The 12,538-nt window shown below is 58.5% G+C and carries 15 protein-coding genes; 11 read left to right on the top strand and 4 right to left on the bottom strand.

Annotation, left to right across the window (positions count from 1 at the left end):
• Positions 1–11: 11 nt before the first annotated feature.
• Positions 12–497 (bottom strand): ArsI/CadI family heavy metal resistance metalloenzyme, encoded by a 486-nt coding sequence (locus MPQ_RS05940; RefSeq protein WP_013442000.1) that lies wholly within the window; start codon positions 495–497, stop codon positions 12–14.
• A gap of 2 nt (positions 498–499) precedes the next feature.
• Positions 500–823 carry a helix-turn-helix transcriptional regulator gene (locus tag MPQ_RS05935; RefSeq protein ID WP_013441999.1) on the bottom strand — a complete coding sequence of 108 codons (324 nt, stop codon included), beginning with the start codon at positions 821–823 and terminating at the stop codon, positions 500–502.
• 222 nt (positions 824–1,045) lie between these two features.
• Between MPQ_RS05935 and ada the strand changes: the two genes are divergently transcribed.
• Together ada and pap are read left to right on the top strand one after the other, a co-directional pair.
• Positions 1,046–2,128, top strand: a complete 1,083-nt coding sequence (gene ada / locus MPQ_RS05930; protein ID WP_013441998.1) for a bifunctional DNA-binding transcriptional regulator/O6-methylguanine-DNA methyltransferase Ada — start codon at positions 1,046–1,048, stop codon at positions 2,126–2,128.
• A 114-nt stretch (positions 2,129–2,242) separates the two neighbouring features.
• Positions 2,243–3,751 carry a polyphosphate:AMP phosphotransferase gene (gene pap / locus MPQ_RS05925; RefSeq protein ID WP_013441997.1) on the top strand — a complete coding sequence of 503 codons (1,509 nt, stop codon included), beginning with the start codon at positions 2,243–2,245 and terminating at the stop codon, positions 3,749–3,751.
• A gap of 54 nt (positions 3,752–3,805) precedes the next feature.
• On the opposite strand, the gene MPQ_RS05920 is transcribed toward pap, so the two are convergent.
• Entirely contained in the window at positions 3,806–4,459 is a 654-nt protein-coding gene (locus MPQ_RS05920) for a hypothetical protein (RefSeq protein ID WP_013441996.1), read from the bottom strand.
• Between the two features lie 328 nt (positions 4,460–4,787).
• On the opposite strand from MPQ_RS05920, the gene MPQ_RS05915 reads away from it, so the two are divergent.
• From MPQ_RS05915 to MPQ_RS05900, 4 genes are all read left to right on the top strand, one after another.
• Complete coding sequence (locus MPQ_RS05915) at positions 4,788–5,099, top strand: DUF3301 domain-containing protein (RefSeq protein ID WP_013441995.1); 312 nt, start codon at positions 4,788–4,790, stop codon at positions 5,097–5,099.
• 12 nt (positions 5,100–5,111) lie between these two features.
• Positions 5,112–6,005, top strand: a complete 894-nt coding sequence (gene gluQRS, locus MPQ_RS05910) for a tRNA glutamyl-Q(34) synthetase GluQRS (protein ID WP_013441994.1) — start codon at positions 5,112–5,114, stop codon at positions 6,003–6,005.
• Positions 6,006–6,073: 68 nt separating this feature from the next.
• A complete protein-coding gene (hslO, locus tag MPQ_RS05905; RefSeq protein ID WP_013441993.1) occupies positions 6,074–6,967 on the top strand; it encodes an Hsp33 family molecular chaperone HslO in 894 nt (297 codons plus the stop codon).
• Positions 6,968–7,045: 78 nt separating this feature from the next.
• The gene (locus tag MPQ_RS05900; protein ID WP_013441992.1) at positions 7,046–7,603 is read left to right on the top strand and encodes a DUF2062 domain-containing protein; all 558 of its coding nucleotides are present in this window, start codon (positions 7,046–7,048) and stop codon (positions 7,601–7,603) included.
• Positions 7,604–7,649: 46 nt separating this feature from the next.
• Here the strand turns inward: MPQ_RS05900 and MPQ_RS05895 are convergent, their stop codons facing one another.
• A complete protein-coding gene (locus MPQ_RS05895) occupies positions 7,650–8,432 on the bottom strand; it encodes an RNA methyltransferase (protein ID WP_013441991.1) in 783 nt (260 codons plus the stop codon).
• A gap of 203 nt (positions 8,433–8,635) precedes the next feature.
• On the opposite strand from MPQ_RS05895, the gene dhaL reads away from it, so the two are divergent.
• From dhaL to MPQ_RS05870, 5 genes are all read left to right on the top strand, one after another.
• A complete protein-coding gene (gene dhaL, locus MPQ_RS05890) occupies positions 8,636–9,274 on the top strand; it encodes a dihydroxyacetone kinase subunit DhaL (protein ID WP_013441990.1) in 639 nt (212 codons plus the stop codon).
• A 63-nt stretch (positions 9,275–9,337) separates the two neighbouring features.
• Complete coding sequence (gene dhaK / locus MPQ_RS05885) at positions 9,338–10,327, top strand: dihydroxyacetone kinase subunit DhaK (RefSeq protein WP_013441989.1); 990 nt, start codon at positions 9,338–9,340, stop codon at positions 10,325–10,327.
• Between the two features lie 48 nt (positions 10,328–10,375).
• Positions 10,376–11,053, top strand: coding sequence for a ribose-5-phosphate isomerase RpiA (gene rpiA, locus MPQ_RS05880; protein WP_013441988.1), 678 nt, complete (start codon positions 10,376–10,378; stop codon positions 11,051–11,053).
• A 148-nt stretch (positions 11,054–11,201) separates the two neighbouring features.
• Positions 11,202–11,687 carry a DUF3617 domain-containing protein gene (locus tag MPQ_RS05875; RefSeq protein WP_013441987.1) on the top strand — a complete coding sequence of 162 codons (486 nt, stop codon included), beginning with the start codon at positions 11,202–11,204 and terminating at the stop codon, positions 11,685–11,687.
• Between the two features lie 79 nt (positions 11,688–11,766).
• Positions 11,767–12,480, top strand: coding sequence for a pseudouridine synthase (locus MPQ_RS05870; RefSeq protein WP_013441986.1), 714 nt, complete (start codon positions 11,767–11,769; stop codon positions 12,478–12,480).
• Positions 12,481–12,538 lie beyond the last annotated feature (58 nt).

Below are 12,538 nucleotides of genomic sequence, written 5' to 3'. Positions count from 1 at the left end.
CATCCAGATAATCAGCAACAGCCGGGTTTGGCGCCTACCGGTTTTGTTGCTTTGCCTATCATGGTGATCGGCACACAGCATTCGCCCTGCGTGGCGGGTTCCGCCGACGACGCGCCAAACACGGGGATGGCCTCCAGCGTATGGTAAGTTTCCCATGGCACTCCCTGGGGATCGGTAACCCAGTATTTGTCGGACTTGGCATAACAACAGGCCGCGCCCAGCTCAGGCTTTAACTGCGCTGCTGTCTGCTGCTCTATCGCCTGCAGGCGAGTGTGCATCTCCGCCAGCTCGCCTTCGCTTTCGACTTGTATGCCCAGGTGATTGAGGCCAGCGGGCGCGTTGCGCATGGAGATGGCAAAGTTGATGCGGGGATCATCCAGCATCCACTTGGCGTAATCGGGCTTGAGCACCGCCGGGGCCGCGTTGAACAGCGCCGAATAAAACTGGATATTGGCGTCAAGGTCGTCCACTGCGATATGGATATGCATGCGTTTCATGGTTAAGCTCCTTTGCTTGCGCAATCGAGAGAGATGCAGGCGGTTCCGCCGCAACAGTTTTCAGTGAGGAATGCCAAGAGATCATTCATGCGGGTAAAGTTGGCCGAGTAAATCACAAAGCGCCCCTCTGTCTTCGCGCTCACCAGCTCGGCATGCGCCAGCTCCTTGAGGTGGAACGACAACGATGAAGGCGGGATAGAAGCCAGCTCGCTGATCTTGCCAGCCGCCAACCCCTCGGGCCCGGCCTGAACCAGCAGACGAAATATCCCCAGGCGTGATTCCTGAGCCAATGCGGCGAGTGCTTTTACTGCTGATGTGTTTTCCATATTTCTATAATAGTCGAAATATGGAAATGGTCAACCGGTTTTTATTAATATGCGAGACTGATATTGCAAGGCTGAGTCAGCTAACTTGGGCTTACCCATTCGCCGCTACGCGCCGTGCAGCCCCGCGCCCACTCATCAGAAAATTCAATGATAAGAAGCGGAGTGCGGGCAGGAAGCCAACGCGCTAGATTGGTACTCCACAGATTCATTGAGCGTAAAATCATGTGCAGTTCATTAACAAGCACGCCCTACTCCATGCCCTTGATTGATCCCCGTTGGCAACAGATCCAGCAGCGCGACCCGGCGGCTGAGGGGCACTTTTTGTATGGGGTGCGGACCACAGGCATCTATTGCCGTCCCACATGTGGCGCACGCACGCCCAGACCGGAAAATGTGGAATATTTCAGCTCGGCGGCGGAGGCCGAACTGGCGGGGTTTCGCGCATGCAAGCGCTGCAAGCCAGATCTGGCAAAGACGGATGCGCAAGCAGCTCATGTTGAAAGCATTGCCCAGGCCTGCCGCCAGATTGAGCAAGCAGAGCACATCCCCAGCCTGCAACATCTGGCAGAGATGGCCGGGCTCAGCGTTTCGCATTTTCACCGTCTGTTCAAGGCAGTCACTGGCTTGACCCCAAAAGCGTATGCCATGGCACACCGCAGCCAGCAGCTACGGGAGCATCTGCAAGCCAATGGTAGCGTCACTGATGCCATGTTGGAGGCAGGCTTTAACAGCAGTAGCCGCTTTTATGCGCAATCTGGCCGCCTGCTGGGGATGACGCCCACGCGCTACCAGCAAGGCGGTCGCGGCATGCTGATACGCGCAGGAGTCGCGCCATGCAGCCTGGGCATGGTGCTGGTCGCCGCCAGCGAGCGCGGCGTGTGCGCCATTGCCATGGGCGATGATGCCGCCACGCTGCTGCAGGATTTACGTGCCCGATTCCCCCATGCCAGCGTCGTGGAACAGGATGTTGCGCTGGAGCAGCAGCTGGCATCGGTATTGCGCTTTATCGAGACACCGGCGCTTGGCCTGGATTTACCGCTGGATATTCAGGGCACGGCGTTTCAGCAGCGAGTGTGGCAGGCCTTGCGGGATATTCCTCGTGGCAGCACCATCAGTTACCGGCAGCTCGCCGAGCGCATAGGCGCGCCCAAGGCCATTCGCGCGGTGGCAAGTGCTTGTGCGGCCAATATGCTGGCAATGGCTATTCCATGTCACCGCGTAATAGGCAGTGATGGCCGTTTAACCGGCTATCGCTGGGGAATTACGCGCAAGCAGGAATTATTGAAGCGCGAAGCCAGTCAATGAAGAGGCGCCCATGTCATACGCCTTTCGACTTCGCGGGTATACACTGGAGCCCTTACCCTTAAACATACCGCCATGGCTGCGCACCCATGGCCTTATCACCGGAGCCACTTAGCCATGTTTGAATCCGCCGAAATTGGCCACAAGATAGACCGGGAGGAATACAAGAAACGCCTGCCAGCCCTGCGCGAAGCCCTGCTCGATGCGCAATACGATATGCTGCAAAGCCGCAAATTCCCGGTGATCGTGCTGATCGGTGGCGTCAACGGCGGTGGCAAGGGTGAAACCGCCAACATCCTCAACGAATGGTTTGATCCGCGGCACATCAATACCTTTGCCTTTGGCCCGGCCACCAGTGAGGAAAGCCAGCGGCCGCCGATGTGGCGTTTCTGGCAGGCACTGCCACCGCAGGGCGAAATCGGCATACTGTTTGGCTCCTGGTACAACGACCCCATCACGAATAAATCGCACGGCAAGATCAAGAAAAATGCGCTGGACAAGGCGATTGAAGACATTGTGCGGCTGGAACGCATGCTGACCGATGAAGGCACGCTGCTGATCAAGCTGTGGTTTCACTTGAGCAAGGACCAACAGAAAACCCGCATCAAAAGCCTGCAGAAAGACCCGGCCACGCGCTGGCGCATTACCGATCAGGATATGGCCGAGCTTAAACTCTACGACAAGATCAAGAATGTGAGCGGCCATGTGATCCGCGAGACCAGCACCGCGTTTGCCCCATGGGTGATCGTGGAAGGCTATGACGCCAACTATCGCAATCTGACGGCGGGCCAGGTAATCCTCGAGGCCATACGCAACCGGCTTGATAACAAGCCGCGTCCGCCCAGCGCACTGGCAGCACCGTTCATGCCGCCATTGGACCAGTTACGCATAGTCGACACCCTGAATCTGGATCAGTCGCTAGGCAAGGAAGAATACAGCCTGCAACTGGAGAAAACCCAGGGCAAGCTGAACCAGCTGACCCGCCACCCGGCCTTTAAAAAAATGTCCGTAGTGGTAGTGTTTGAAGGCGTGGATGCCGCAGGCAAAGGCGGCAGCATACGGCGCATTACCCAGGCGCTGGATGCCCGCAGCTACAACGTAGTGCCGATTGCCGCACCCACGGAAGAAGAACGCCAGCATCCCTACCTTTGGCGTTTCTGGCGGCATCTGCCCCGCCGTGGGCGCATTACCATTTTTGATCGCAGCTGGTATGGCCGGGTATTGGTGGAGCGCGTGGAAGGTCTGTGCGCCGATGCCGACTGGCAACGCGCCTATGCCGAGATCAATGACTTTGAAGAGCAGATCGCCGACCATAAAACGCTGGTAGTGAAATTCTGGTTGCAAATCAGCCCGGAGGAGCAGCTGGCGCGGTTTGAGGCACGCGAAAAAACTTCTTTCAAGCGCTTCAAGATCACCGAAGAAGACTGGCGCAACCGCAGCAAGTGGGATGCCTACCAGGACGCGGTGTGCGACATGATAGACCGCACCAGCACCGGTCAGGCACCGTGGACATTGATCGAGGCGAATGACAAATACTTTGCCCGCATCAAGATACTGAAAACGCTATGCACACGCCTGGAAGCAGCGCTGGAAGATCAGGAGAAAGCAGAAGGCAACAAGAAGTAAACGCAGAATCTGGCAATAACAGGCTGCGGGCCCTTATCGCCCGCAGGCGAGGGGCTAACCCAGCACAATATGGTCGAGCGCTTCGGGATCGCCTATCCAGAAGTAATAAAACTCGCGCACCACCACCAGAAACAGGCGGCGGGTTTCTTTCATGTCAAACAGGGGCAAGGTGTTGTCCACCGCCAGACGATACAGCTTGGCATCCTGCGCAGGCGCATCGCGCAGTCGCACCAACAGCAATTTCACCAGTTTGATGCGGGTTTCCACCACGTCGAGCTCGGCGCCTTCCTGGCGTAGCGCATGGCGATAAGCTTTGAGCGGCCAGTTTTCAGCGGTGCTGAACTGGGTTTGATCAAGACTATCCCACAGGGCTTGCAGGCTCTGCGCCAGCGGCTGCCAGGTAATGGCCGGCGGCGCAAAGCCCGCTTCGGCATTCATGGCCGCCACGGCCTTGATATCCTGAATCCAGAAAGGGAAGTATTCGCGCGCTACCGCCAGCAGGAGCGGCCAATCGGCGCGTGGCAATTGCTCCAGATGCTTTTCGACCACATCCCGGTAAACCATGCTGTCCGCAGGCTGGTCTGCGAGATCCGCCGCCAATGCCTGTAAAAAACGTTCGCGATGCTGCAGGGTAGCGGCATCCACGCCTTTGGCTTTCAATAAATTGAGGTAGGCCTGACGGGCCTCTTGCTCACGACTATTGCTCATACATGCACTTGACAATGGAAAGCCTGAATTCTGACGAATCACTATAACTGATAAGCGCTGCAGAATGAAAGGTGCATGCGCGTATGCCACACATCCACACGCCTGGTTACCACGGCTCTTTAAAAGTGGGCTGTCAGCCCCATCTCTAATTTGCTTTCCAGGGCATGGTCTCCGTGCAAAAATGGGCAGGGTCGCCATTCAGTCTGCATGGGAGAATGTCGCGGACACACCCAAAACCTTGTTTACTGTAAAAATAGTCAACCTGGAAAAATAGTCAAGCTAGAAAAATAGCCAACTTAGAAAAATAACCAACCAAAAAGTCCTGACCGTGGAAATTTTACTGATCGTGATTCTGATCGCCAGCGCCTGGTTCTGGCTGGACAGCATTGGCAGCCGCGAGGCCGCCATCCAGCATGGCAACGCACTGGTGGATCGTACCAACCTGCAATTGCTGGATGAAACCGTGGCCTGCACGCGCCTGCGCTTGGGCCGCAATAGTCGTGGCCGTGTGCAATTGCTGCGCACCTATGAGTTTGATGTGAGCGCCCATGGCAGCGACCGCATGGCCTGCCAGCTGCAATTGCTGGGGCGCCAGCTGCACTCCTGGCACATTCCTCCCTATCTGCAGGCAGTGCATTAGGCCCTTATCCGCATGCCCTATCGCGGCCGTTTTGCCCCCTCACCTACCGGGCCTTTGCATTTCGGCTCGCTGATCGCCGCCACCGCAAGCTACCTGCAGGCGCATGCCATGCAGGGCGAATGGCTGGTGCGCATGGAAGACCTCGATACCCCGCGCACCGTGCCCGGCGCCGCCGACCATATTCTGCGCACGCTGGAACACTATGGCTTTGAGTGGCAAGGCCCGGTGATCTACCAAAGCCAGCGCCAGGAGGCGTATGAAGCCGCACTGGCCCGGTTGAAAGAGCAAGGTGCCATCTATGGCTGCGGCTGCTCGCGCAAGGAAATTGCCGATTCGGGCCACCACGGTATTGATGGCGTGGTCTACCCCGGCACCTGCCGCGATGGGCTGGCGCCGGGGAAGTCCGCCCGGGCATGGCGCATCCGGGTGGGTGATCAGACGATTCGGTTTGAGGATGAAATACAGGGACCGCAGGCTCAGCATCTGGCAAACGACATCGGCGACTTTGTGCTGAAACGCGCCGATGGCCTGTTTGCCTACCAGCTCGCCGTGGTAGTGGATGATGGCTGGCAAGGCATTACGCATGTGCTGCGTGGCGCCGACCTGCTGGATTCCACCCCCAGGCAGATTTTTCTGCAGCAAGTGCTCCAGCTGCCGCAGCCCGGCTATGCCCATGTGCCGGTGGCCACCAATGCCGCAGGCGAAAAACTGAGCAAACAGACACTGGCGCCCGCGCTGGAATGGCAGCATGCCAGCGAACAACTCTGGCAGGTATTGCAGTTTTTGCAGCAATCCCCGCCAGATGCCTTGCGGCAGGCACCGCTTGAAGAGCTATGGGCCTGGGCCCATGAGCACTGGCGGCTACAGGCTATCCCGCGCACCCGGCATATCCCCCACCTGATTTAGCCGCTTGCAGCAGTTTGCGCCAGCCTGCTTGCAAAGCACCGGCTAAGCCTCCATGTTAAAATGACACCATGAATACTTTATCTCTCCAGCACCAAGATCTCCTGCACCGCTTCGTTTTCGACAACACGCCGATACGTGGCAATACCGTGCATCTCGACCGTACCCTGCAAAGCGCGCTGCAACACCAGCACTGCCCACCTGTGCTGAGAAGCGCCCTCGGCGAACTGATGGCCGCCAGCGCCCTGCTCTCCGCCACGCTCAAGATGCAAGGTGGCGCACTTGTACTGCAGATTCAGGGCCAAGGCCCGGTCAATCTGCTTGTTGTGGAGTGCACTGCGGAACTTGGGCTGCGCGCCACGGCCAAATGGACAGGCGACCTCGATGGCATGAGCTTTACCGAACTGGTCGGCAATGGCCATTTTGTCATTACCCTGGACCCTAAGGATGGCGGCCAGACCTATCAGGGCATTGTGCCGCTGGAAGGCGACAACATCAGCGAAATCCTGCAAAACTACATGCAGCGCTCGGAGCAGATTGCCACGCGCATCTGGCTGTCCGCCAATGAAAACAGTGCCGCCGGCATGCTGCTGCAAAAGCTGCCAGATCAGCCTGAGCAAGACCTGGATGCCTGGGACCGCATGGGCTTTCTGGCCGACACGGTCAAGCCTGAAGAGCTGCTGGGATTATCCGCCGAGCAGATGTTGCAGCGCCTGTTTCATCAGGAAGATGTGCGGCTGTTTGAGCCGCAGGCAGTGAATTTTCACTGCAGTTGCTCGCGCACCAGCGTGGGCAACATGCTGAAAATGCTGGGCCCGCAGGAAGTGGCCGAGATACTGGAGGAACAAAGCACCATTGAAATACATTGTGATTTTTGCAACGCCGAATACACTTTTGACAAGGTCGACACCGAGCAGCTGTTCAGCCCGGACATTGTCATGCCTGCGACGCAAAGCCGCCACTAGGCGGCGTGGCCTTAGCTGGTCATCAAGCTGTCACGAGGGCCGTGCTAATCTGCACGCCCTCTCCCCTCAGGCATAAGCATGGCCTTCTCATTCAAGCGCTTCCAGCAGCACATTCCAACCCGCGATACCATTCTGGCTTCACGCTGGCTGAGCCCATTCCGCAAGCAATTGCAGGACAGGCGCCTGTGGCGCCTTGAGCGCAAGGCCGTGGCGCGCGGCGCGGCCATCGGTATTTTCTTTGCCTTCATCATTCCCTTCGGGCAATTTTTCGCCGCGGCGCTCACCGCGCTGTTCATGCGTGCCAACATCAGCATTGCCATGCTGGCGACGCTGGTGACCAACCCATTCACCTTTCCCCCGGTGTACTGGCTGGCGTACAGCATAGGCTCGCTCTTAATCGGCCAGCAGGAGATAGCACCGCTGCTGGAGCATGCCATTGAAGCTGAACCCATGATGGTGGACATGCACTGGATAGACAGCAGTCTGGCCTGGCTGAAAAGCGCGGGCTTGCCGCTAGTGACGGGATTGGCCACGCTGGCCGTGGTCGGCTCCATCGTGACGTATTTTGGGACGCTGGTGATCTGGAAATGGCGGCAGGATCAACGCCGCGCCAAGCGTCGCAAACCTGCGGCCTGATAGCGCGGGTTTGGCCCAGCCAGTATCCCCAGTCAGAACCGGGAGATTAACCCTGGTTCAGATTCTGCCGCAGACGCTCAAACACACAGATAGATGTTGCCGCGGCTGCGTTGAGTGACTCCACCTGCCCCTGCATGGGAATATGAATCTTGCGGCTGGCCGCCGCTTGCAGCTTCAGGCTGAGGCCGGCGCCTTCATTACCGATGAGGAATGCCACCGGCTGACGCAGGTTCTGCGCATACAAGGACTCTCCCTGCATGACCGTCGCCAGCGTCTCCCCCGGGAAATTCCCGGCCAGAGCCAACAAGTCCGAGCGCTCCACCACCGGCAGCACAAACTGCGCGCCTTGCCCACCGCGCAGCGCCTTGGGCGACCACGCTTCGGCACAGCCTTCCGACAAATAGACCACCTGCACGCCTGCGGCGGCGGCCGAGCGCAACATGCTACCCAGATTGCCCGGGTCCTGAATATCTTCCAGCATCAGCACAAACTCCAGCGTCTCGGGCAATGGCAGCTGGGGCGTATCCACCAGCGCGAGGATACCGGTCGGCGTTGTCACCGGCGATAACTCGGCGAACATCAGCGTGGTGACCATCAGGGTGGGGATATCCGCCAGCTCCTGTATCAGGCCATTCACTTCATTGGTGGACTGCCCTTCTGCAATAATCAGCTGGCGCGGCGTACCGAATACCGCCATGTAATCCCGCAGCAGATGCGGACCATCCAGCAGGGTTTGCCCCAGGCGGCGGCGCTCGCGGGAAGACTCCGCCAGCTTTTTCAGTTGCTTGAAGACAGGGTTGTCGCGCGAGGTAATATGTTTGAAGCTCATGGCAGGTTCCAGAGGGGAATGCCGGCATTTTACCCGATTACGCCAACGGGCCGTAGGCAAGCCCGCGACGAGGTTTGCAAAAGATGGCGTTCGGGGTAATACTTTTGCACCCGGACCTGTCGCCGGCATGGCGCTTGATCATCACCGATCGACACCATCAGCCATCCGGCTACGCCAGCACGAGCCTAAGGAGTATCCAATACGTGAAGACTGATTTTATTCTGGCGGCGATTGATGCCGTCAATTCTGCCATCCTCAGCCATGAGGCTGATATCGAGGGTCTGGACCGCGATATTGGCGATGGCGATCACTACATCAACATCAAACGCGGCTGTGCAGCCGCCGCTGCCATGCGGCCAGAGCTGGAGAACCTGACACCGGATGCCGCGCTGCAGAAAATCGGCATGAAAGTGCTATCCAGCATAGGCGGTGCCTCCGGCCCCTTGGTCGCCAGCTTTTTTCTGGAGATGGCCAAAGCCATCAAGCTCAAGGACCCTGTTTCGCTGGCTGATCATGCGGCACTGTTTGCGACTGGCGTTGCTGGCATCCAGCATCGTGGCAAAGCCCAGGTCGGCGAGAAGACCATGATGGATGTCCTGATACCGGTATCTGCCCTTTTCACTCAGCTCGCCAGCACGCATGCCGAGCTTGATGCAGACATCCTGAACGCCATCAAGGCCGAAGCAGAAAAAGGCATGCTGGCCACGCGTGACATGCTGGCGACCAAAGGTCGGGCGGCCGGATTGGGTGAACGCGCCATCGGCCACATCGACCCCGGTGCAAAAAGCTGCCAGGTGATGATCCATGCCGTGTGCGACATGCTGCTGGGCCAGGCCCATTAAGGCATCGCCCAAGCATTGCCCTGACTCAAACAATAGCCATCACAAACAGCAGGAGGAGACCCCATGAAAAAATTCATGAACCAGCCCGACACCATGCTCACCGAGAGCCTGCAAGGGTTTTCGGCTGCGCATGCCGATCTGGTGACACTGCATCTTGAACCCAATTACCTGGTTCGTGCCAAAAAAGCCCAGAACAAGGTAGCCGTGATTTCGGGCGGCGGCTCCGGCCACGAGCCGCTGCATAGCGGTCTGCTGGGCTATGGCATGCTGGATGCGGTGTGCCCCGGCTTTGTGTTTACCTCGCCCAGCCCCGACCAGATGCTGGCCGCCGCCGAAGCGGTGGAATGCGGCAAGGGCGTGCTCTTCATCGTCAAGAATTACGCGGGCGATGTCATGAACTTTGAAATGGCGGCAGAAATGCTTTCCTGTGAAAGCGCCACCGTGCTGACCAGCGATGATGTGGCGGTGGAAAACTCCACCTACACCACGGGCCGTCGCGGCGTTGCGGGCACCGTGATCGTGGAAAAAGTGGTTGGCAGCCTGGCAGAAACCGGGGCCGACCTGGCCACCTGCAAGGCGCTGGGCGACAGGGTCAACCGGCGCACGGCCTCCATGGGAGTGGCGCTCACCAGCTGTACGGTACCGGCCGCAGGCAAACCCACGTTTGAGCTGGGCGAGCAGGAGCTGGAAATGGGTGTTGGAATCCACGGTGAACCCGGCCGCCGCCGCGAAGCGATGCGTCCCGCGGATGATATTGTGGCGGACCTGGTCAAGGCGATACTGCATGATCTGGCCCCCGCCGCCGGCAGTGAAATCCTGCTGCTGGTCAATGGTTTTGCTGCTACCCCGCTGATGGAGCTTTACCTCTTGTACAACAGCGCCGCACGTTTGCTGCAATCGCATGGTCTCATCATCAGCCGCTCGCTGGTCGGCAACTACACCACCGCGCTGGATATGGCAGGCGCCTCGATCACCGTGTGCCTGCTTGATGACGAGATCAAGCAGCACTGGGATAGCCCGGTACATACCGCCGCCCTGCGCTGGGGCATGTAACGCCGTACTCACGTCCGAATAACCGCTCACGCGAAAAGGAGCAGCATCATGAACGACAAACAACTGGTAGCCGAGCATGCCGCCAGCCTGGTGGAAGACAGCATGATCGTCGGCCTGGGCACTGGCTCCACCGCCAATTACTTCATCGAAGCACTCAGCCGTCGTCAGCGTGACGAAGGGCTGCGTATCACCACCGTGGCGAGCTCCACCATCAGCGCTATTAAGGCAGCCGAGCATGGCTTGCCACTGCTGGATATCTCGCAACTGGGGCATCTCGATCTGTATGTGGATGGCGCCGATGAAATCACACCGGGTCTGACCCTGCTGAAAGGCCGCGGCCAGGACCTGGTCATGGAAAAACTGCTGGCGCGTGCTGCCGAACGCTTTGTGGTGGTGGCGGACAAGAGCAAACAAGTGAGCCGCATAGGCGAGAAATTCGTGATCCCGGTGGAAGTGATGCCAGCTGCCTGGAAGATCGTCCGCCACGCGCTGGAAAAAGCCAACGGCGAAGCCGAGCTGCGCCTCAACGCCAGCAAGGATAACGTCGCGGTTACCGCGCACGGCAGTTATGTACTGGATGTGCGGTTCCCCGATTGGCTGGACGATGCCGAGCTGGACATTCTGCTCAACAATACCCCTGGCGTGGTTGAGCATGGCGTATTTCGTGGCCTCGCCAGCCTGGTCCTGATTGCCGACCAGGGACAGGTAGATGTGGTGCATGCATGAAGGCGCCATGCGCTGAGGCATAGGTTGAAGCCGAAATTTAAGGCTGATTTTTTCTGGAATAACGTTGCTAAGGATGCATGTGCCCAACACTCGATGTTCAATCAAAACCCTTCCGCTAACTCTTGGTTGGCAGCTGGGGACAGGCCTGATGCTGGGTCTGGTGCTGCTCGCCAGCCACCCCGCGCATGCCGCGGATGCCCTGCGCCCGGGATTATGGGAAACCAGCATCAAGCTCAAGCTGCACAATATGCCGCAGATTCCTGACGAACAGCTGCAGCAGCTGGAAATGCTGGGCATACAGCTGCCGGTGGGCAACCAGCCCATGACCGTGCTGCAATGCCTGACGCCCGAGCAAGCCAGGCTGGACAAACCCATCGTACCGGCCAATGACCAGGGCTGCGTCATCCGCAATTACCGCCACGCGGGCAAACAGGTAAATGGGGATGTGGTATGCTCCGGCAGCTTGCAGGGAACCGGCAAGTTCAGCATGCAGGTGCAGAGCGATACGGCATTCACGGGCCAATTGACGGCGCAGGGCAACAGCAATGAGCTGGGCCCTATCGACCAGACCACCGACTTCAGTGGCCGCTGGGTACAAGCGGCCTGCAATGCGGATACTCCTACCTTTCCATGATGTCAGCTCACCCCGTTGACCCGGCATCTGATTACCCTAACCCGAGCTTTTAACCCGCTTATCACCGAGTCTTTATTTCATGCATCTTGAACGTATCCTTCACGCGCAGGGCTTCGGCTCCCGCAAAAACTGCCGCATCCTGATCCGCCATCATGCGGTGACCGTCAATGGCGAGCCTTGCGATAACCCCTTTGCCGACTTTGACACGGACAAGCTGGCATTCACGGTGAACGATGAGCCTTGGGAGTACCGTGAAAAGGCTTACCTGATGCTGAACAAGCCCGCCAATTATGAGTGCTCGCACAAGCCGCAGCATCACCCCAGCGTGTTTGCCCTGCTGCCGCACCCGCTGCTGGAGCGCGGCGTGCAATGCATAGGGCGGCTGGATGAAGACACTACTGGCCTGATCCTGCTGTCAGACGATGGTCAGTTCATCCATCGCATGAGCTCGCCGAAGTGGAAAGTGCCCAAAATTTACGAAGTCGGCGCCAAGCATGCGGTGGATGCCGACCAGATCCGCCAATTGCAGGAAGGCGTGCAACTGGTGGATGAGCCCGCCCCTATCGCCGCCCTGGCTTGCGAGCAGATCAGCGATCAGGTGCTGCATCTGACCCTGGCAGAAGGCAAATACCATCAGGTAAAGCGCATGCTGGCCGCCGTGGGCAATCGCGTGGAAAGCCTGAAGCGCATCCGTATTGGCGAGCTGGTATTGCCAGACGACCTGGCAGAAGGCCAATGGCGCTGGCTGACGGAAAGCGAACTCGCCTCGCTGAATGGCGCCGCACGCGCCTGAGTGACGATCCCGGGCATGGAACCGAATCTCATGCCCGCAAGTCACAGGCATTACCGTA

Source organism: Methylovorus sp. MP688 (assembly GCF_000183115.1).
GTDB classification, from domain to species: Bacteria; Pseudomonadota; Gammaproteobacteria; order Burkholderiales; family Methylophilaceae; genus Methylovorus; species Methylovorus glucosotrophus.
The sequence above is the reverse complement of the archived record's forward strand: the minus strand, read 5'-3'. Positions and strand labels throughout refer to the sequence as shown.

Excerpts from the sequence above, each read along its gene's own strand:
- dhaK (WP_013441989.1), top strand. The coding sequence starts at position 9,338 with ATGAAAAAATTCATGAACCAGCCCGACACCATGCTCACCGAGAGCCTG.
- MPQ_RS05870 (WP_013441986.1), top strand. The coding sequence starts at position 11,767 with ATGCATCTTGAACGTATCCTTCACGCGCAGGGCTTCGGCTCCCGCAAA.
- MPQ_RS05900 (WP_013441992.1), top strand. The coding sequence starts at position 7,046 with ATGGCCTTCTCATTCAAGCGCTTCCAGCAGCACATTCCAACCCGCGAT.
- rpiA (WP_013441988.1), top strand. The coding sequence starts at position 10,376 with ATGAACGACAAACAACTGGTAGCCGAGCATGCCGCCAGCCTGGTGGAA.
- MPQ_RS05935 (WP_013441999.1), bottom strand. The coding sequence starts at position 823 with ATGGAAAACACATCAGCAGTAAAAGCACTCGCCGCATTGGCTCAGGAA.
- MPQ_RS05940 (WP_013442000.1), bottom strand. The coding sequence starts at position 497 with ATGAAACGCATGCATATCCATATCGCAGTGGACGACCTTGACGCCAAT.
- MPQ_RS05895 (WP_013441991.1), bottom strand. The coding sequence starts at position 8,432 with ATGAGCTTCAAACATATTACCTCGCGCGACAACCCTGTCTTCAAGCAA.
- pap (WP_013441997.1), top strand. The coding sequence starts at position 2,243 with ATGTTTGAATCCGCCGAAATTGGCCACAAGATAGACCGGGAGGAATAC.
- hslO (WP_013441993.1), top strand. The coding sequence starts at position 6,074 with ATGAATACTTTATCTCTCCAGCACCAAGATCTCCTGCACCGCTTCGTT.
- MPQ_RS05920 (WP_013441996.1), bottom strand. The coding sequence starts at position 4,459 with ATGAGCAATAGTCGTGAGCAAGAGGCCCGTCAGGCCTACCTCAATTTA.
- gluQRS (WP_013441994.1), top strand. The coding sequence starts at position 5,112 with ATGCCCTATCGCGGCCGTTTTGCCCCCTCACCTACCGGGCCTTTGCAT.
- ada (WP_013441998.1), top strand. The coding sequence starts at position 1,046 with ATGTGCAGTTCATTAACAAGCACGCCCTACTCCATGCCCTTGATTGAT.
- MPQ_RS05875 (WP_013441987.1), top strand. The coding sequence starts at position 11,202 with ATGCTGGGTCTGGTGCTGCTCGCCAGCCACCCCGCGCATGCCGCGGAT.